The sequence below is a fragment of the Salinicola sp. CR57 genome, assembly GCF_003206585.1.
Taxonomy (GTDB): domain Bacteria; phylum Pseudomonadota; class Gammaproteobacteria; order Pseudomonadales; family Halomonadaceae; genus Salinicola; species Salinicola lusitanus.
This window is the reverse complement of record NZ_PZJL01000004.1, coordinates 67,456-87,301: the sequence shown is the minus strand read 5'-3', so window position 1 is coordinate 87,301 and position 19,846 is coordinate 67,456. Positions and strand designations below refer to the sequence as shown.

Annotated in this window: 15 protein-coding genes; 11 read left to right on the top strand and 4 right to left on the bottom strand. The window is 65.1% G+C overall.

Annotation, left to right across the window (positions count from 1 at the left end; translation table 11 throughout):
* The first annotated feature begins 91 nt into the window (after positions 1–91).
* On the top strand, positions 92–3,394 hold the full coding sequence (locus tag DOM56_RS05060) for an autotransporter domain-containing protein (protein ID WP_110707812.1): 3,303 nt from the start codon (positions 92–94) through the stop codon (positions 3,392–3,394).
* A 181-nt stretch (positions 3,395–3,575) separates the two neighbouring features.
* Here the strand turns inward: DOM56_RS05060 and DOM56_RS05055 are convergent, their stop codons facing one another.
* Together DOM56_RS05055 and DOM56_RS05050 are read right to left on the bottom strand one after the other, a co-directional pair.
* Complete coding sequence (locus DOM56_RS05055; RefSeq protein ID WP_232822183.1) at positions 3,576–6,485, bottom strand: insulinase family protein; 2,910 nt, start codon at positions 6,483–6,485, stop codon at positions 3,576–3,578.
* Between the two features lie 85 nt (positions 6,486–6,570).
* Positions 6,571–7,245, bottom strand: coding sequence for an SOS response-associated peptidase (locus DOM56_RS05050; RefSeq protein ID WP_110707811.1), 675 nt, complete (start codon positions 7,243–7,245; stop codon positions 6,571–6,573).
* Positions 7,246–7,531: 286 nt separating this feature from the next.
* Here DOM56_RS05050 and DOM56_RS05045 point away from each other — a divergent pair, with 286 nt between their 5' ends.
* Positions 7,532–8,146: a TetR-like C-terminal domain-containing protein gene (locus DOM56_RS05045; protein ID WP_110597865.1), complete on the top strand. Its 615-nt coding sequence runs from the start codon at positions 7,532–7,534 to the stop codon at positions 8,144–8,146.
* Positions 8,143–10,044: an MFS transporter gene (locus tag DOM56_RS05040; protein WP_232822182.1), complete on the top strand. Its 1,902-nt coding sequence runs from the start codon at positions 8,143–8,145 to the stop codon at positions 10,042–10,044. The genes DOM56_RS05045 and DOM56_RS05040 overlap by 4 nt, the downstream gene beginning before the upstream one ends.
* 187 nt (positions 10,045–10,231) lie before the next feature.
* Here the strand turns inward: DOM56_RS05040 and DOM56_RS05035 are convergent, their stop codons facing one another.
* Positions 10,232–11,515 carry an HlyC/CorC family transporter gene (locus DOM56_RS05035; protein ID WP_110597864.1) on the bottom strand — a complete coding sequence of 428 codons (1,284 nt, stop codon included), beginning with the start codon at positions 11,513–11,515 and terminating at the stop codon, positions 10,232–10,234.
* Between the two features lie 104 nt (positions 11,516–11,619).
* A complete protein-coding gene (ccsA, locus tag DOM56_RS05030) occupies positions 11,620–12,423 on the bottom strand; it encodes a cytochrome c biogenesis protein CcsA (RefSeq protein WP_110707810.1) in 804 nt (267 codons plus the stop codon).
* 317 nt (positions 12,424–12,740) lie between these two features.
* On the opposite strand from ccsA, the gene ffh reads away from it, so the two are divergent.
* From ffh to DOM56_RS04990, 8 genes are all read left to right on the top strand, one after another.
* Positions 12,741–14,156, top strand: coding sequence for a signal recognition particle protein (gene ffh / locus DOM56_RS05025; RefSeq protein ID WP_110708045.1), 1,416 nt, complete (start codon positions 12,741–12,743; stop codon positions 14,154–14,156).
* A gap of 135 nt (positions 14,157–14,291) precedes the next feature.
* Positions 14,292–14,543, top strand: a complete 252-nt coding sequence (rpsP, locus tag DOM56_RS05020; protein WP_110597861.1) for a 30S ribosomal protein S16 — start codon at positions 14,292–14,294, stop codon at positions 14,541–14,543.
* 81 nt (positions 14,544–14,624) lie between these two features.
* Positions 14,625–15,155 (top strand): ribosome maturation factor RimM, encoded by a 531-nt coding sequence (rimM, locus tag DOM56_RS05015; RefSeq protein ID WP_110707809.1) that lies wholly within the window; start codon positions 14,625–14,627, stop codon positions 15,153–15,155.
* A gap of 80 nt (positions 15,156–15,235) precedes the next feature.
* Positions 15,236–16,015, top strand: coding sequence for a tRNA (guanosine(37)-N1)-methyltransferase TrmD (trmD, locus tag DOM56_RS05010; protein ID WP_110707808.1), 780 nt, complete (start codon positions 15,236–15,238; stop codon positions 16,013–16,015).
* A 132-nt stretch (positions 16,016–16,147) separates the two neighbouring features.
* Positions 16,148–16,504 (top strand): 50S ribosomal protein L19, encoded by a 357-nt coding sequence (gene rplS / locus DOM56_RS05005; RefSeq protein WP_110597858.1) that lies wholly within the window; start codon positions 16,148–16,150, stop codon positions 16,502–16,504.
* Positions 16,505–16,634: 130 nt separating this feature from the next.
* Positions 16,635–17,522, top strand: coding sequence for a site-specific tyrosine recombinase XerD (gene xerD, locus DOM56_RS05000; protein ID WP_110707807.1), 888 nt, complete (start codon positions 16,635–16,637; stop codon positions 17,520–17,522).
* A 2-nt stretch (positions 17,523–17,524) separates the two neighbouring features.
* Positions 17,525–18,271 carry a DsbC family protein gene (locus DOM56_RS04995; RefSeq protein ID WP_110707806.1) on the top strand — a complete coding sequence of 249 codons (747 nt, stop codon included), beginning with the start codon at positions 17,525–17,527 and terminating at the stop codon, positions 18,269–18,271.
* A gap of 177 nt (positions 18,272–18,448) precedes the next feature.
* Positions 18,449–19,765: a homoserine dehydrogenase gene (locus tag DOM56_RS04990; RefSeq protein WP_110597855.1), complete on the top strand. Its 1,317-nt coding sequence runs from the start codon at positions 18,449–18,451 to the stop codon at positions 19,763–19,765.
* The last annotated feature ends 81 nt before the right edge of the window (positions 19,766–19,846 follow it).

Below are 19,846 nucleotides of genomic sequence, written 5' to 3'. Positions count from 1 at the left end.
TGCGACCGGCGCGCGTCATCGCGCTGTCACACTCTCTGCCTAGCCTGCATTCCCTTGATCACAACCAATAAGTCTGGATCAGGGGAATTTCATGGGGATCGAGATCAAACGGCGTCGCGGCGCGGCGCTGAGGGCGGTGTCGTTGTCGGCGGCGACGCTTTCGGCACTGGTGTCCGGGGCGAGCATGGCCGACGTCTACACCATCGCCAGCGGTCATACCGAAGTGGCACCTCGCAGTGTGACCGGCACGGATAGGGTGAACATCCAGGCTGGGGCCGTGCTCGACACTGATAGGGACACGGCGATCGAATGGACCGGGGCATCGCCCGCTGCCGGCGTGACCATCGACAATGCCGGCTCGATTCTCAGCCGGAAACGGGGCATCGACACCGATGGGGATGACAGCGAGCGCTCCCTGACGCTATACAACGCCGCTGGCGCGATCATCGACACCGGTAACGACGTCTTCAGGGTCAATGCTGACTTAAGCAATGGCGAGATCATCGTCGATAACGCCGGCACGCTGCGTTCGGCCGGCGGTCAGGTCCTGGATTTCGCCTCGATCGAATCACCGACGGCTGTCGTCACGATCACCAATGCTGAAAGCAGTGTGATCGAGGCCGACGACAACGATGCGATTCGCCCAGGCGCCGGCAAGATCACCATCGATAATGCCGGTCGGATCCTATCGACCGCCTCCGCCAATCGCGGGATCCACGTCGGCGATGTCGCCAATCTCTCCGAGTTTCATCTGCGCAACGAACGTACCGGGATCATCGAATCCACCGACGACGCCGTGCGGATCGACAGCGATGGCGGCTCGCGAGGCGATGCGGTCGTCACGGTCGACAACTACGGCCTGATTCTCTCCTCCGGGACCGGCGACGATGGTGGTCAGGCGATCGATTTCGATCACATCGAAGCCGGTCAGGCCAGCGTCACGATCAACAACTACGCAGGCGGCGAAATCCGCGCCGAAGACGCCGATGCCCTACGCCCCGGAGCAGGGGCGACGGTCAACAACGCCGGTAGCATCGTCGCCAACAGCAGCGAGCCCGATGCCTCCAACGACGGGGTCGATCTGCAAGAACATGCCGCGACGATCAACAACCTCGCCGGCGGCACGATATCCGGTGCGCGCCACGGCATCACCACCGATGTGGACGTGACCGTCTACAATGCGGCGGGTGCGACGATCCGGGGGCGCAACGGCTCGGGTGTCGGCTCCGACGGCAACGGGACGGTCGTCAACGCGGGCTTGATCAGCGGTGACATCGATAGCGACTCCGAGCTGGGCGATGGCGACGGCGTGGATATCGACTTTATCGGTCATATCACCAACCGCGGCACGATTCGGGGAACCGGCGCCAAGGGCCAGAAGCCGGGTGATACCCCCAATCAGAGCGAAGGGATCGCCATGGGCGGCGGCACCATCGTCAATGCCAGCGAGAGTGCGCTGATCCGCGGCGCCGACAACGGCATTCTGATCGACGATGGCAGCAGCGGTGGTGCCTACGGCGAGACCACGATCATCAACCGCGGCACCATCGAGGGTATCGACGGCTACGGTATTTCGCTGGTTGGCGACTATGACGATACCGTCGTCAACTCGGGGCGGATCGCAGGGGGTAACGGCCTGGCGCTGGATCTGGGGGGCGGCGACGACACCCTGGTCGTCCAGAGTGGGGCGACGTTCGACGGTCGCATCGAGGGTGGTGATGGCGTCGATAGCATCCTGCTCGACGGGGAAGGTGTGTTTGCCGGTGGTGACAATGTCGAACTGCTCTCGGTCAAGGGTGACTGGCGGCTCACCGGCACGCAGCGCTACGCGGATGGGATCGACATCACCGGCGGCAGTCGCCTCGATCTCGACGGTACCCTGGATGGCCCGCTTGCGGTCGAGGCCGACGGCCTGCTCGGAGGCAACGGCACTCTGGGGAGCGTGACGGTGAAGGGCACGATCTCGCCCGGCAACTCCGTCGGCCAGTTGAACGTGGTCGGCGACTACCGGCAGACGGCAGGTTCCTCCTATCGGGCGGAGATCGAGGGGGCCGGGCGCGGTGACCGAATCCGTGTTTCCGGCACGGCGTCGCTGGCTGGCGAGCTTGCGGTGACGCCGCTGTCGGATGCCGCTTATGCGCCTTCCCGCTATACCCTGATCAGCGCGGCGGGGGGCCTCACCGGCGCCTACGACGCGCCCGAGCCCTACTCGCCGTTCTTCGATCTCGACCTGGATTACCAGGCCAATGCCGTGGTGCTCGACGTCGCTCGCAACGACACCCGCTTCGCCGATCTTGCCGCGACCGACAATCAGCGGGCGAGCGCGGCCGGGATCGAGAGCCTGGGCGCGGGCAACGATATCTATGACGCGGTTATCGCTACCACCGATATCGCGACCCTTCGCCACGATTACGACGCGCTGTCCGGCGAGATTCATGCCAGCACGCGTTCCGGGCTGATCGAGGAGAGCCGGTTCGTGCGCGAGGCCGTGTTCGAGCGCCTGTGGCATGCCGGTGAGGCGTCTCCCCTCATCACCACGGGCGACATGGGTAAACTGCCCGATCAGCGCCCGGGGGTGTGGCTGCAAGGGTTCGGCGGCTGGGGCGAGAGTGACGGCGATGGCAATGCTGCCGGGCTGGAGCGCTCGACACGCGGGCTTCTCGTGGGTATCGACAGGGTGGTCGGCGCCAGCCAAGAGACGGCGTGGCAGCTCGGTGTGGCCGGTGGCTATGGTCGCTCGGATTACGATGTCGACCGGCGCGATTCCTCCTCCGAGATCGACAGCTACACCCTGGCCGCCTACGCCGGTCGATCCTTCGGGCCGGTGGGACTGCGCCTGGGCGCCGCGCACGCCTGGCACGATATCGACACGCGACGCGCGATCGACGTTGCGGACGCTGGGACGGCCAAGGCTTCCTACGAGGCTCGCACCGCACAGCTCTTCGGTGAGGTCGGTATCGCCCTGACGGCGGATCGGACTTGGCTGGAACCCTACGCCGGGCTCGCCTATGTCGATCTCCACAGCGACGGCTATCGGGAGAGCGGCGCGGCAGGCCTGGATGGCGAGGATGGACACGCGGATGTGACCTACTCGACCCTCGGGCTACGCACGACGACGCCATTCGAGATCGGCGGCGCCAGCGCCGTCTGGCAGGCGGCGGCAGGGTGGCAGCACGCTTTTGGCCAGCGCACGCCAACGGCAGAGCAGGCCTTCCGCGGCGGAGAGTCCTTTGCGGTCGATGGCATACCGGTGGGCGAGGATGCGATCACGCTCGCCACCGGGATCGACATGGCGCTCTCGCCGGCAACCTCGGTAGGGGTGGGCTACACGGGCAGACTGGCCAGCGACACCCGGGATCAGAGTGTCGATGCCAATCTGACGATACGTTTCTAGGCCTTGTAGGAAAACGGCCCGCGCTCGACGACTTCTCGTACTAACCCTGAGCGCTCTCCCATCACTGACCGGGCCAAGCCTGCGTAACGACGAAACCCCAGCCAGATGGCTGGGGTTTTGCGTGGATGGACGTTCTCGAGCGGGTCGAATCCTGCCCGGGTGCCGCTCGCTGAGACGCCGCTCAGCGCGACAGCGGGACGAAACCTTTGGTCAACGCATCCACGTCGCTGGGCTGGTCACCGGGATCTGCGGTGACATCGAGCACCGGGCTGCGGCGCAGTGTCTGCCAGGCGCTGCGGATATCCGCTGAGGTCAACTCGTCGACCGTGGCGGCCAGTCGCTGGCGCCGGTCGAAGTCGGCCTGCGGATAGGCCAGCGTCTGCCACAGACGGTCGGCTCGTGCCGAGAGCGACGGGTCACGCTGCAGCAGTTGCTGACGCACGGCCTGGCGATAGGGCGCCAGATCGTCGTCACCCAGTGCGGCGATGCGCTGATCGAAAGCGGCGAGGAAGGCATCCATCCGCTGGTCGATCGTCGTGCTGGAGACGCTGGGGGACTGAACTAGCATCATCAGGCCCGGCGCGTTCATGAACGGCGCGTAACCGGCGCTGACGATGTAGCCGAGCTGCTCGTCGGTGCGCAGCTTGGCGAAGAAGGGCGGTCCGATCAGTTGTCCGATCACGGCCAGGCTGGCCTGGTCTTGCAGCGAGAGGTCGGGGCCTTGCAGGTAGCGCAGCACCGCCGAGTCGCCGCGAGCCGTTGACGGGTGCAGTACCGGGGCGTTCGCGGGAACGTCGAGCACTGTCAACGGCGGGATGGCACTGGCGCGGAGTTCGGGCGCCAGCGCATTGGCAACCAGCAGCCCCTCACGCTTGGCGAGAGGGGCATCGAGGTTGCCCACCGCCATGGCCTGGAGGTAGAGCCTGTCGAGAAACTGCTGGCGGTAGTCGCGCACGTCCTGGGCATCGATGCCGTCGATCGCTGCCAGCATGTTCGTGGTGCTGATCTGCGGGCGCATCAGGGCCTCGCCCAGCGTGCGCTGCAGTTGCTGGTAGAGCGCGTCCTGGGGGGCGTTTTCCCAGTTGCGCTTCAAGCCCTGCTTGACCCGCTCGACACTGGCGTCGGTGATCTCGCCCTGGCGCAACTGCTCGACAACGGTCCTCATCAGGCGGTCCTGATGATCGCGCCAGCCGGAGAAGGCCAGCGTGATACCGCGACCGTGGGCGTAGGCGGCGAACTCCTGTCCGGCCAGTGATGCCGGGTAGAAACGCTCGTTGAGGCCGTCGTTCAGCCAACCGGCGAGCAGCCGGGTCAGCACCGCGTGCCGGGCGTCCCGGGACGCATCCGGATTCTGCAGGCTGAAGCGCCATTCGACTCGCGGTGCACCGAAGTCGCTGTCGGCCTGATGCCAGATCTCGACGCTGGGTGAGTCGACCAGGCGGGCGGGCTCGGCGCTCTCGAACGGGTGAACGCTCAGATCCTCGGCGATGTACGGATTGGCGTCTGGCAGCCCCAGGCCGTCGAGGGAAGCGCCTGCGGGCCAGTCATCGCGTCGCGTCAGGGTATAGGGCGTCGAGAAGTAGCGGGTGGTCTCGTCACCCGTCACGTCCGGGCCGCTGTAGACTCGCAGCAGGTTGTCGGGTGTCAGGCGTCCGAGGATGTCGTCGATGGCTTCCGGGTCGAATTGGTCCATGCGGTAGGGCGCGTACTGCACGTCCTGAAGCGGGTAGTGGGCCAGGCTCATCGCCATGCCTCTGACGGTATCGATCGGCTCGCTGCGCTGCTGGAAGCGGAAGCTCTGCTCTGCCAGCTTGGCCTGTTCCCGGTAGCGCCATGCCTCGACGCCGTGGTCGCGGATGCGCTGGATCTGATCGAACAGGCTGGCCTGGATCTCGTCGAGATGGCGTTCGCCCTCCGGGGTCAGGCTGATCGAGACGTCGAACAGCGCGTGACGGCCGTCACCCGCGCGGGTACCGGCGGACAAGCCGTCGGCCCACCCCGCCTTGCGCAGGGCTGCCAGAAGGCTGCCCTCACCCTCGTGTCCGAGCAGGTTGGCGAGATAGTCGTCCGGCTTGTCGGCGTATTCGAGGGTGGGGTCGTCGATGGGGAAGAGGAATTCCAGCTGGCGACGCGCCTCGTTGCTCTGGATGCGAATCGACGCCGGCAGGTCACCGGCCCTCGCCAACGGCTGATCGACCACCGGCTTTTGCAGGCCGCGATCGGGTATCGCGGCGAAACGTTGGCGGACCTGCTTCTCCATGGCATCCAGCGGCTCGGGGGAGAGCACGGTCAGATGCATGACATTGGCGTCGTAATGGCGCTGGTAGAAATCGAGCAGCGCCTGGCGCAGTGGCCTGTGGTCGCTGTTGAGCGTCTCCAGACTGCCGACCGAGAAATGATTCAGCGGATGCTCGGGGTTGAGCGCCTTGCCCAGCGCCTCGTTGATGCGGCGGGCGTCATCGTCGCGCCTGGCCTGGTATTCGGAATTCACCGCGTGGCGTTCGCGATCGACATAGTCGGGGTTGAACTGCGGGGAGATGAAGAACTGCGAGAAGCGATCGAGTGCTTCGGGAAAGGCGCCCGGATCCACGTCGAAGTAGAAGTTGGTGTCCTGGTCGGCGGTGAAGGCGTTGTGGGAACCCCCGTTCTGGGAGATGAAGCGCTGGTAGCCGTCCGGATCCGGGTAGCCTTCGGTGCCCAGGAACAGCATGTGTTCGAGGAAGTGCGCCAGCCCGGGCATGTCGGCCGGGTCATTGTTGCTGCCCACCGAGACGTCCATGGCCGCCGCGGCCTTGTCGGCCTCGGGATCGCTGATCAGTACGGCCTGCAGGCCGTTGTCCAGGGTGATGGCGCGATACTGGCGATGGTCATTCGGGCTCTGGATGATAGGACCCTGAACGAGCGCGGCATGGTCGGCCGGTTCGGGATCGGGAGCGGCGGTCGCCGTACCGGGACTTGCCAGCAATCCCAGTACCAGTGCCATCGCCAGGCAGCCGGCCAGGTGCCAGGTGCCCCGCAGGATACGTTGCGGCGACGTGATGCCGGTGGACGCCGAGTGATGGCGCGTGAAGTGGAGATGGGGTTCCTGCATACGAACTCTCTCGCTGATGACCAGGGGGATGAAGTGCAAACCGGGGCCTTGAAGTGATGGACCGATACCTGCCGCGGCGAGGCGTTCATGAGGTCCAGACGCGCATGGGGCCGATGGGATAGCCGCAGGCCCACTCCTGATGCGCGGGGTCGTTCACCTGTTTTGATACCGGGAACGCGCCCAACAGTTCCTTGTCGGCCGGACCGATGAGCCCGCGGATCGACGCTGGCGACGTACCCGGCGAGAGCCAGGTCTCGGTCTGTCGGGGGTCGATGACCATGGGCAGGCGATCGCTCATGGGGGCGATGACTTCCGTGGTGGGGACCGTGATCAGGGCGAAGGAGTCGCGTGCCGTGCCGGCGTCCGGCGCATGGCGGCTCCAGATGCCGGCCAGCAGCAGTGGCGACCGGTCGACATGGGTCACCAGGAAGGGCTGTTTGCCTCGCAGCCCGCTCTGCCAGACATAAATGCCGGTCACCGGGAGCAGGCACCGGCGCTCGGCCAGGGCTTCGCGGAACATCGGTCGCTCGTCGAGCGATTCGGCACGGGCGCAGTGAGGCGCCTGATCCAGCACTTTCAGCCATGTGGGAGTGAGCCCCCAGAACGCGTCGCGCAGCACGGTGGTCCCCGCCTCCTGGCGCAGAATCGACAGCCAGCGGCGCGGCGCCAGGTTGGGGCCGAAGACTGGCGGGTCGATACCGCGAAAAGCGGGACTTGCCGGATGACGAGTCCAGTCGTCGACATGCAGCCGACCAGCCATGGTGTCTCCTCTTGAACGATCGGATGGCGAGGGCAACAGCCTATGCCACCGCTGGCGCCGGGCCAAGGCGTTATTCACCCGGGAAGGAAAGAGGGAGGCGATCTTTTCGCCCAGGTGTCCGTGGCGTAAAACCCTTACAAAATCGTCACGTTAATCCGCTCGGCGCTTGCGTTTACGCGGTATGGCGATATGCTGGGAAACGCTGTTCGATTTTAAGTCGACAACAATATTTTCCGGCTTCCGAATCATCGGCAGCGATTCGACATCATTCCGAGCGAGGAATTTCATGGCTCGACCGCGACAGCACGCCCCCGAGGCGCTCCATGCACAGGTCATGGCGGCCTGCGATGCCTGGCTGCGAGAAAATCCCGTGCACACGCTGTCGCTGCGCTCACTGGCTCGCGATGTGGGTTGCGCACCGAGCACGCTGCTCAAGCTCTACGGCAGCTTCAGCAACCTGCTGCAGTACGTCAACATCGAGACGCTCGACAGGATGGGGGCGGCGGTATCCTGGCTCGAGGACGCCGATCCGGAGCCGCAGCTCAAGGCTCTGGCGACGGCCTACTGGCAGTTCGCCCAGCATGAGCCTCATCGCTGGCAGATGCTGTTCGAGTATCCGTTGGCGGACGAGGGGGAGCTCGACGAGCGCCAGAGTCATATCATCGATGCGCTGTTCCTGCGCGTCGAGAGCGCACTCAAGGCTCACCAGCCGGCACTCGACGATGCCGCTGCCCGGCGCATGGCAAGAACGCTCTGGGGCAGCGTGCATGGCCTGGTCCAGTTGGGGCTCAATGACCGCCTCGGTTACTGGCAGGGGCAGCCGATGGAAGTGGGCGAACTGCTCGATCAGCTGTTGTCGATGACGCTGAATGGCCTGCGCTACCTGTCGGAAGACTCGTGAATTCGGGGTTGCTGGCCCAGCGCCGCTTTGCGCCGTTCTTCTGGACCCAGGCCCTGGGTGCCTTCAACGACAACCTTTTCAAGAATGTCCTGCTGCTGCTGCTGACCTTCGTCGCCGTACCCCGCTACGGATGGGACACGGGGTTGCTGAACAACCTGGCAGCGGGACTCTTCATCCTGCCATTCTTCCTGTTTTCCGCCTGGGGCGGCACCCTCGCCGATCATCTCGACAAGCAGAGGCTCGTCCGCCGGCTCAAGCTGCTGGAGCTGGCCACGATGATCGCGGCCGCGGCAGCGGTCTGGTTCGAGCTGTTCGGCCTGCTGCTGGCATTGTTGTTCATGATGGGAACGCAGTCGGCGCTGTTCGGTCCGGTCAAGTACGCCATCCTGCCGCAGCACCTGGCCGCCACCGAGCTGGTCAAGGGCAATGCCTGGGTCAACCTGGGCACTTTCGTGTCGATTCTGCTGGGGACCCTGGCGGCCGGCGTGCTGGCTTCGCTGGAAGGCGCGCTGGGAAGGGCGGCCATTGCGACCAGCCTGGTGGTGATCGCCGTGATCGGTGTCGTCGTCAGCCTGAGAATCCCGGCGGCGCCTCCGAGCGTGACCGGGCGCGTGCCATGGCGCCCGCTCTCCGGTACCTGGGGAGTGCTGCGTGACGGTCTTGCCGAGAAGAAGGTTCGTCCGGCACTGATCGGCATCAGCTTCTTCTGGTTTCTGGGCGCCTGTTACCTGACCCAGTTGCCTGCATGGGTGAAAGACGTGGTGCACGGCAGCGAAGGTGCCGTCAGCTTCCTGCTCGGCGCCTTCGCGATTGGCGTGGGCCTGGGGGCGCTGCTCTGTTCGCGGTTGTCGGCGGGGCGGCTGGAACTCGGTTTGGTGCCCATCGGCGCGCTGGTCATCGGTGTCTCCGGGCTCGAGCTGGCTGCGCAGTCGAGTTTCGCTGCGGAACGCCTGACCCTGGTCGAGCTACTGGCGATGACTGACTTCTGGCGCATGAGCACGCTGCTGGCGCTGGTGGGGCTCGGCGGCGGCCTCTATAGCGTACCGCTCTATACCCTGATGCAACTGGCCAGTCGCGAGGAGCGTCGGGCCCGCATGATCGCCGCCAACAACATTCTCAACGCGCTGTTCATGATCCTCTCCGCCGTGTTCGGGATCGTGGTGCTGAGCGTGATGGAGCTGTCGCTCTTCACGCTGTTCGCCTGCCTGGGCTGGTCGGCCCTGCTGGTGGGCGTGGCGCTGCTGATGCGAAACCCCCGGCCCGCGCTGAGGCTGCTGATTTTCGCCCTGGTTCAAATGCTGTACCGGCTCCGGTGCCGTGGCCGACAGCATGTACCCGCCACCGGGCCTGCGCTGGTGGTCTGCAACCATGTCAGCTTCATGGATGCGCTGGTGCTCGGTGGCGCCTGCCCCCGTCCGTTGCGATTCATGATGGATCGGCCGATCTACGAAAACCCCTGGGTTCACTGGTTCTTCCGGATCGCGGGTGCCATTCCGGTCGACTCCGACCGCCGCGATCCCGGCGGCGTTCGTCGCGCGCTGGAAGAAGTCAGTCGGGCGTTGCGCAATGGCGAGGTGGTGATGATCTTTCCCGAAGGGCGGTTGACGCCGGACGGCGATGTGCACGCTTTCCGGCGGGGCCTGGACCTGGTGCTGGCGCGGGATCCGGTGCCGGTGGTGCCGGCGGCGCTGTCGGGACTGTGGGGGTCGTGGACATCCAACAAGGATGGCAAGGCGCTGACCAAATGGCCGCGCCGGCTGAGAGCGCGGGTGCTGCTGGTCTTCGGCGAGCCGATTCCCGCCGGCTACTCGCCGAGGCGAACCCTGGAACGGCGGGTTCGAGGCCTCAAGCGGGCGGCCGATCAGAGCTTGTCCCGGAAGCTGGGTGGTCCGATCTAGGCTCTGTGCGAAACCTGGCTGCGCTCGGCAATACGGCGTCGAAATCGGCTGAAGCGCCAGCCCGGTCCGTCTTTGCCGATTTTTGCCTTGGCTACGCGCCCCGGTCTGGCCTTCGCTCGCCGATTTTCCGTACCAACTCCAGCCCTTCGACGGTCGCGGTCAGCATCCTGTCCGCGCCCTTGTCGGCTCATTCGCCGCTGCGGCGCCGCACGCCCTGTTGCCAGCAGCGCACCGAGGTGATCAGGTTGTCCCCGATCTCGAGGATTTCCAGGCGGGTCGCGCCGATCTGCAGGCAGGCCTGGGCATCTGGGAAGGACTCCAGTTCCTCCAGAATCAGCCCGTTGAGGGTCTTGGGGCCATCCGTCGGCAGCTGCCAGCCGAGCGCCTTGTTGACCTCGCGGATGTTGGCCGTGCCCTCGATGATATAGCCGCCATCCGTCTGCGGGTGAATGTCCTTGTAGGTGCCGGCGACGTCGGTGGTGAACTCGCCGACGATCTCCTCCAGGATGTCCTCCAGCGTGGCCAGCCCCTCGACATCACCATACTCGTCCACCACGACGCCGATGCGGCGCTTCTGCTGCTGGAAATTGAGCAGTTGCGTGTGCAGGGGCGTCGACTCCGGAATGAAGTACGGTTCCCGGGCTTCCTGGACGATGGCGGCCTTGTTGAGATCCGGCTTGGAGAGAAAGCGCGAGGCGTTACGCAGATGCAGAATGCCGATGATGTTGTTGATGTCGCCCTTGAAGATCGGCAGCCGGGTGTGCTGGCTCTGGCGGATCTGGGCGAGCAGGGTTTCCAGATCGTCGTCCAGGTCGAGGCCGACGATTTCGTGACGGGGCACCATGATGTCGTTGACGGTGACGTTCTCGAGATCGAGGATCGACAGCAGCATCGCCTGGTGGCGGCTGGGAATGAGCGAGCCGGCTTCGTGCACCACGCTGCGCAGTTCGTCGCGGGTCAGGTTGTCGGCGCCGGCGTCCAGGTGGCGGACGCCGATGAGCCGCAGCAGGCCGTTGGAGATGGCGTTGACCAGCCACACCACCGGGTAGAGCAGCCGCAGCAGCGGCGCCAGGATCAACGAGGCGGGCAGCGCGATGCGGTCCGGTTTGACGGCGGCGTAGGTCTTGGGCGTGACTTCGCCGAAGATCAGCACGACGATGGTCAGCACCAGCGTGGCGATGGCCGGCCCGGAGACGTCGCCGAAGAAATGGATGGCGACGATGGTGGCAATGGAGGCGGCGAGGTTGTTGACCAGATTGTTGCCGATGAGGATCACGCCCAGCAGGCGGTCGGGGCGCTTGAGCAGCTCGACGACGCGGCTGGCGGAGCGAGAACCGGCGTTGGCCTGATGATTCAATCGATAGCGATTGATCGACATCATGCCGGTTTCCGAACTGGAGAAGAATGCTGACAGGCAGACCAGAACAAACAGCAGGCCCAGCATGAGGCCCAAGGGTATGTCGTCGCTCAAGGCGGAGAATTCCTCATGGAGTTGTCAGGTTGTTGTAGGGCGTTAACCGGAGCCTGTCAACGCGGCCGATGACCGCGCGACGGAGTTTCCGGCCGGGCAAGTGCTCAGGCGTTGTAATGGAAGATGTATTCGAGCACGAACTTGGTGCCGAAGAACGCCAGTACCAGCATCGCGGCACCGGCCAGCGTCCAGCGCACCGCCTTGGGCCCGCGCCAGCCGAGAAGATGATGCCCCGCCAGCAGGCCGGCGAATATCAGCCACGCCAGCAGCGACAGGATGGTCTTGTGGGCCAGGTGCTGGGCGAACAGGTTGTCGACGAACACGAACCCGCTGACGATGGCGACCGTCAGCAGCAGCATGCCGCACCAGATCAGCTCGAACAGCAGTTGCTCCATGCGGGTCAGCGGCGGCAGTACCTGGACGATGCCGCTGGTCTGGCGGCGCTTCAGGGCGTGGTGCTGAAAACCGAGCAGTGCGGCCTGGACCGCGGCAATGGCCAGGAAGGAGAACGCGGCGATCGAGCTGAGGATATGGAAATAGAGGCCGGGAGAGACCCCGGACTCGATCATTCGGCTGGGCATGCCGACCACGCCGACGATGGTGATGGCGGCCAGCGGGAAAACGCAGACGCCGGCGTTGAGTACGGGCTTGAACAGGCTGGCGGCCAGCAGCAGCGCCACGACCAGCCAGCCCACCAGCGCGGCACTCTGGGTCAGTCCCAGATGCAGGCCGTGCGGGCCGATGATGGCCAGGGCGACGATGAAGGTGTGGCAGCCCAGCGCGATCAACCCGGCGCTGCGTACCCAGCTCGGGCGTTCGGCGACCCGTCGGGCAAGGCTCAGACTCTGCCATAGCCCGGCGGCGAGATAACAGGTAATGGCGACAAGGGCGAAAGGAAGCGCCGGCATCGGTGTTTTGGCCTCGTGGGCGGTCTTCGAGCAGCCGCCGTGACGATGAAAAGAGTGCGAGATGCGGATGCGCCGGGAGCGGTTGCCGCTTCAGCGCGGCCGTACAAGCGGCAACGGATCCTGAATGATAGGCCATCGCGTTTCGCCGCCACTATACCCAATCACCGCCAACTCGCCCAGCCATCGACTCGTGGCGCCGCACTGCATGGAGCCTGGCCGCATCCATGCGTATAATGCTGGCCACATTCCTTTCCAGTGGCGTCGCGAGCTCGAGTTCGAGCCTCGGTGATGCCAGGCATCGCTGCCCGGAGCGTTTCATGTTCGAAAGTCTCTCCAATCGCCTGTCGCAGACGCTCAAGTCGATTACCGGCCAGGCGCGTCTGACCGAAGACAACATCAAGGACACGCTGCGCGAAGTCCGTCGGGCGCTGCTCGAAGCCGATGTCGCACTGCCGGTGGTCAAGGACTTCGTCGATCGGGTGCGCGAACGCGCGGTCGGGCAGGAGGTCTCCAAGAGCCTCTCGCCGGGCCAGCAGTTCGTCAAGATCGTCCAGCAGGAGCTGGAGTCGATCATGGGCCAGGCCAACGAGGCGCTGACGCTCAAGGGCACCCCCGCCGTCGTGCTGATGGCCGGCCTGCAGGGCGCGGGCAAGACCACTTCCGTCGCCAAGCTGGCCAAGTACCTGCGCGAGCGCGAGCACAAGAAAGTGCTGGTGGTCTCCGCCGACGTCTACCGGCCGGCGGCCATCGATCAGCTCGAGACGCTGGCCAGGGAAGTGGAGGTCGATTTCTTCCCGTCGACCAGCGCCCAGCAGCCGGTGGCGATCGCCGAGGCGGCGATCAAGCACGCCAAGATCCAGTTCCACGACGTGGTGATCGTCGACACCGCCGGCCGGCTGGCGGTGGACGAGGCGATGATGGCGGAGATCCAGGCCCTGAATCAGGCGATTCAGCCCCAGGAGACACTGTTCGTCGTCGACGCCATGACCGGCCAGGATGCCGCCAACACTGCCAAGGCGTTCCATGACGCGCTACCGCTGACCGGGGTCATCCTGACCAAGGCCGACGGCGATGCGCGCGGCGGTGCGGCGCTGTCGGTGCGTCATATCACCGGCAAGCCGATCAAGTTCATGGGGATGGGCGAGAAGGTCGACGCTCTCGAGCCGTTCCACCCCGATCGCGTGGCCTCGCGCATTCTCGGCATGGGCGACGTGCTGTCGCTGATCGAGGAGGCCGAGCGCAACGTCGACAAGGGCAAGGCCGAGCGGCTGGCCAAGAAGGTCAAGAAGGGGCAGGGATTCGATCTCGAGGACTTCCGTGACCAGCTTCAGCAGCTCAAGAAGATGGGCGGCATGGGTGGGCTGATGTCCAAGCTGCCGGGCATGGGTCAGATGGCGGAGATGGCCCAGAACAAGGGCGCCGAGCAGGAGTTCGGCAAGCTCGAGTCGCTGATCAACTCGATGACGCCCCAGGAGCGCCGCAAGCCCGAGATCATCAACGGTTCGCGCAAGCGGCGTATCGCCATGGGGGCGGGGCTGCAGGTGCCCGATCTCAATCGTCTGCTCAAGCAGCACAAGCAGATGCAGAAGATGATGAAGAAAGCCGGCCAGAAGGGCGGCATGCAGAAGATGATGCGCGGCATGTCCGGCATGATGGGGGGCGGAGGACCTGGCAGTCCCGGAGGCCCCGGCGGGATGGGGGGCATGGGTGGCGGCGGTTTCCCCCGGCGCTGACTCGCCCACCCGCAACAAAAGGTTTCCAATACACGGTGTTTTCCGTAGAATGCTGCGTCTTCGTCTCGGGCGAGTGTCCGAGAAGACTCGATTTCGTGGCGTAACGATTAACTTAACCGAAGGATTATCAACGCAATGGTAACCATTCGTCTGGCACGTGGTGGCGCCAAGAAGCGTCCCTTCTATCACCTGACCGTCAGCGATTCTCGCGTTTCCCGCGATGGACGCTTCATCGAGCGCGTCGGCTTCTTCAATCCGGTCGCTCGCGGCCAGGAAGAGCGCCTGCGTGTCGATCTGGACCGTGTCACCCACTGGCAGTCCCAGGGTGCGCAGGTCTCCGATCGCGTCGCCGAGCTGGTCAAAGAAGCTCGCAAGGCCCAGGCCTGAGATCGATCGTCATGCCGCAGGCGGCTCGCAAGACACTGTCGGGTGAAACCTTGCCGAAAGATTCCGAGCAGGACATAACCTATGCAGGGTGACGAGACGCAACAGGTGGTGCTGGGTCGATTGACCAGCCCGCACGGCGTGAAAGGGTGGCTCAAGGTCTACTCGTACACCAGCCCGGCCCAGGGCATCTTCGACTATCCAATGTGGATATTGTCGATGCGGGGGCAGCAGCAGTCGCGACGTCTGCTCGAGGCGCGGCCGCAGGGCAAGGGTCTGGTGGTGCGACTGGAAGGCATCGACACGCGGGAGCTGGCCGAGCAGTGGGCCGGTGCCGATGTGGCGGTGGAAAAGACGGCGCTACCCGAACTGGATAGCGGCGAATATTACTGGCATCAGTTGGAAGGGCTCGAGGTGGTGACCCGCGACGGCGTCAAGCTGGGACGTGTCGACCACTTGTTCGAGACCGGTGCCAATGATGTGCTGGTGGTCAGGCCCTCCGAGGAGAGCCTCGATGATCGCGAGCGGCTGCTGCCGTTCCTGCCTGACGACGTCATCGTTCAGGTCGATCTGGTCGATCGCTCCATGATCGTCGATTGGGACCCCGCCTTCTGATGACGACAGTGCTGGCACCCGGTGCCGCTGTCCAGGTCGGTGAGAGCCAAGCGTTCGGCAACGGGTAGGAGAAGCGTACCGTGTGGATTGGTGTCGTATCCCTGTTCCCGGAGATGTTCGAGGCGATTACCCGGCACGGTGTCACCGGACGCGCCGTTGAACGGGGGCTGCTGGAACTGGCGTTCTGGAATCCCCGCGACTACGCCACCGACCGGCACCGTACGGTGGACGACCGTCCCTATGGCGGTGGCCCCGGCATGCTGATGAAGGTCGATACCCTGCGCGAGGCATTGGCCGAGGCGCGGGCCGGTGCCGAGTCCGCCGGCCATCGGCCCAGCGTGATCTATCTGTCTCCCCAGGGACGCAGGCTGGATCAGGCAGGGGCGCGGGAGCTGGCAACCCGTGACGGGCTGATCGTCGTGGCGGGTCGTTACGAAGGTATCGACGAGCGCGTGGTCGAGGCCGATATCGATGAAGAGTGGTCGATCGGCGACTACGTGCTCAGCGGCGGCGAGCTGCCGGCCATGGTGATGATCGATGCGCTGGCGCGCGAAGTGCCCGGGGTGCTGGGCCACAGCGATTCGGCCAGCGAGGATTCGTTCGCCGATGGCCTGCTGGACTGCCCGCACTACACGCGGCCCGAGGTGATCGACGGCCATCGTGTCCCGGACGTCCTGCTCAGCGGCAATCACGAGCTGATTCGTCGCTGGCGACTGAAGCAATCCCTCGGGCGCACCTGGCTCAGGCGCCCGGATATGCTGGAGAGCCGAACGTTGGATCGCGAACAGCGCAAGCTGCTCGACGAATTCATCGACGAACACGCCGCGGGAAACATCTCTTCCCGCGACGGCGGTGCATGAGACGGTAGGTTCTCGCACAGAGTGACCGTCGACATGTGTCATCCACGAGTCCGATTCCGCCCCGACCGTTCGTCGGACGGGCGCCGGGATCACGAAACGTCCCAGGGGCGTTTCTTCAATGAGGAGCAAGACATGAGTAGCAAGAGCAAGGTGATCCAGGCGCTCGAGAACGAGCAGATGAGCAAGGAAATCCCGGCGTTCGCGCCCGGCGATACCATCGTCGTCCAGGTCAAGGTCGTGGAAGGCAGCCGCGAACGCCTCCAGGCTTTCGAAGGCGTCGTCATCGGCAAGCGTAACCGTGGCCTGAACTCCGCCTTCACCGTGCGCAAGATCTCCCACGGTGTCGGCGTCGAGCGTACCTTCCAGACCTACAGCCCGCTGGTGGCCGGTATCGAAGTCAAGCGTCGCGGCGACGTGCGCCAGGCCAAGCTTTACTACCTCCGCGAGCGCAGCGGCAAGTCTGCCCGCATCAAGGAAAAGCTGGGCTGATCCGGCCCGCGCCTTCGACTGGAGGCGCATCCGGCTGGTCCGCAGGAAACCCCGCGAGTCGTTCGGCTCGCGGGGTTTCCGCGTTATGATGGTGCTTTTGGCCACATAGCCCCTTCCATCACGGAGTCGCATGAACGATCACGACCGACGCGATGCCTTCCTCGATGCGCTGTGGCTGGAGCGCGGTGTCAGCGAGCATACGCTGAGCGCCTATCGCCGGGATCTGACGGCCTGGATCGGTTATCTCAAAGCGCAGGACGAACGGCTGCTGGCGCCCGGCGAGAGTACGCTGGTGGCGTTCGTCGATGTCTGCCGTGAGCGCTACCATGCGCGTTCCATCGCCCGTCAGCTCTCCTGTCTGCGGCGCTTCTACCGCTGGGCCCTGGCGGAAGGGCTGATGAGTCACGACCCGCTGGCGGAGATTCAGGCGCCCCGAGTGCAGCCGGGGCTGCCATCGACACTCGAGGAGCACGATGTCGATCGCCTGCTGCTGGCGCCGGATGTGGAGACTGCGTTGGGGTTGCGGGATCGCGCCATGCTGGAAGTGCTCTACGCCTGCGGGTTGCGGGTATCGGAACTGGTGGGGCTGACCGTTAACGCGATCAACCTGCGCCAGGGGGTCGTGATGGTGCGTGGCAAGGGCGACAAGGAGCGTCTCGTGCCGCTGGGGGAGGAGGCCCTGGCCTGGGTCGACCGCTATCTGCGTCAGGGCCGCAACGAGCTGATGCGGGATATCCGTCAGCCGCCGCTGTTCCCCGGCCGGCACGACGGTTTCATGACCCGCCAGACCTTCTGGTACCGGCTCAAGCACTACGCCCAGCTGGCGGCCATCGACAAGCCGTTGTCGCCCCACACCCTTCGCCACGCCTTCGCGACTCATTTATTGAATCATGGGGCCAATTTACGTGTCGTACAGTTGCTGCTGGGTCACAGCGACCTGTCGACCACGCAGATCTATACCCACGTGGCCCAGGCGCGCCTGGAAGCGCTGCACGCCCAACACCACCCGAGAGGTTGAACATGAGAAGTCGTTTACTGTCCGCACTTGCCCTGGTGGGCGTGGCTCTGGCGCCGAGTGCGTTCGCCGAGCCTCCCGCCGACCTCGCCGACAAGCTGAATGCCCATAGTGGTCAGCCGCTGCCGATCGAGGCCATCGATGACTCGCCGGTGCCGGGGCTCTACGAGGTACGTCTGCGCGGCGGTAACACGCTCTATTCGGATGCCGACGGGCGGTACCTGATCGTCGGCGACCTCTATGAAAACGCCGACGACGGCATGGTCAATCTGACCGAACAGGCCGCCAACCAGCGCCGCAAGGCCCTGGTCGACGCCGTTCCCGAGGACCAGCGGGTGGTCTACAAGCCGGCCGGCGAGGTCAAGGCCAAGCTCACCGTGTTCACCGATCCCACCTGCCCCTACTGTCACAAGCTGCATGCCGAGCTGTCCCAGCTCAACGACATGGGGATCGAGGTGGACTACCTGGCCTTCCCGCGCATGGGTCCCAGTTCGGATGCCGCACGGCAGCTCGCCCGGGTATGGTGTGCCGACAACCGCTCCGAGGCGATGAGCGCTGCGTTCCGTGGTGACGAGGTGGACGCGCCGAAGAACTGCGACGCCCCGATTGCGGCCCAGTATCGGCTCGGCGTCGAGTCCGGCATCCAGGGAACGCCCGCGATCATCTTCCCCGATGGCAAAATGGTACCCGGCTATCTGCCGGCGAAGCGTCTGGCGGCGATGCTCGACGTGAATGCCGACGGCGACAGCTGACGCCTGGCGTGAATCCCCTCGAGTCGGCTTGACAAGGGGGGCTGGGCTTTCTACCGTGACCGCCCTTCAGGGCGCTTTGTGGATGAAATCCGTTCGACAAAGGACAGGTGCCGCGACCGCGGTCACCGCTCCGTGGGGTGAGGCGACCAGTACAATCGAGCAGGGGAGAGCGACATCTTGGATCCGGTGAGAGTGGGTATCTGCGGGCTGGGCACCGTGGGCGGTGGCACCTTCGACGTTCTGACGCGCAACGCCGACGAGATCGCCCGGCGCGCGGGGCGTCCCATCGTCATCGAGCAGGTGGGTGCACGTCATGACAATCCCGACTGCGACACCTCCGGGGTCAAGGTGACGCGTGACATCTTCGAGGTCGCGCGCAATCCCGATATCGATGTGCTGGTCGAACTCATCGGCGGCTATGACGTCGCCCGAGAGCTGGTGATGACGGCGATCGAGCACGGCAAGCACGTGGTCACCGCCAACAAGGCGCTGATCGCCGTCCACGGCAACGAGATCTTTCACGCGGCCCACAAGAAGGGGGTCATCGTCGCCTTCGAAGCGGCCGTGGCCGGCGGCATTCCGGTGATCAAGTCGCTGCGCGAAGGTCTAGGCGCCAACCGTATCCAGTGGCTTGCCGGCATCATCAACGGCACCGGCAACTACATCCTGACCCATATGCGCGACGAAGGGCGGGCGTTCGAGGACGTCCTCGCCGAAGCCCAGGCACTGGGCTATGCCGAAGCCGACCCGACCTTCGACGTCGAAGGCATCGACGCCGCCCACAAGCTGACGATTCTCGCCTCCATCGCCTACGGCGTGCCGCTGCAGTTCGATCGCGCCTACACCGAGGGCATCGCGCGGATCACTGCCGAAGATGTCGAGCAGGCCGATAACCTGGGCTACACCATCAAGCATCTGGGCATCACCCGGCGTGGCGACAACGGCGTCGAGCTGCGCGTGCATCCGACGTTGATTCCCAAGGAGCGGCTGCTGGCCAATGTGCACGGGGTCAAGAACGCCATCGCCGTGATGGGCGACGCCGTGGGGCCGACGCTCTACTACGGCGCCGGCGCCGGCGCCGAGCCCACCGCCTCGGCGGTCGTTGCCGATCTGCTCGACGTGGCCCGCAACATCGCCACCGCCCACAGCTACCGGGTGCCCTACCTTGCCTTCAGCGGCGTCAACGACGAGGCCAACGCGCTGCCGATCCTGCCGATGGAAGAGATCGTCACGGCGTACTATCTGAGGTTGCTGGCGGTGGATCGCCCCGGCGTGCTGGCCCGGGTGGCGACAATCCTCGCCGAGCAGGGTATCTCGATCGAGGCGATCATCCAGAAGGAAGCCACCGAAGGCGAACTGGTGCCGATCATCCTGCTGACCCACCGGACCCGCGAGAAGCACATGAATGAGGCGATCCGTCAGCTGGAATCGCTGGCCGACATCGCCGGACCGGTGACGCGAATCCGCGTCGAGTCGCTGGACGAGCAGGAATAATCGCAGCCACAAGCTACGAGCCGCGGGCCTCGGTCAGTATCAGCTCGAGACTCGCAGCTCGAAGCTCGCCACTCACGGAGT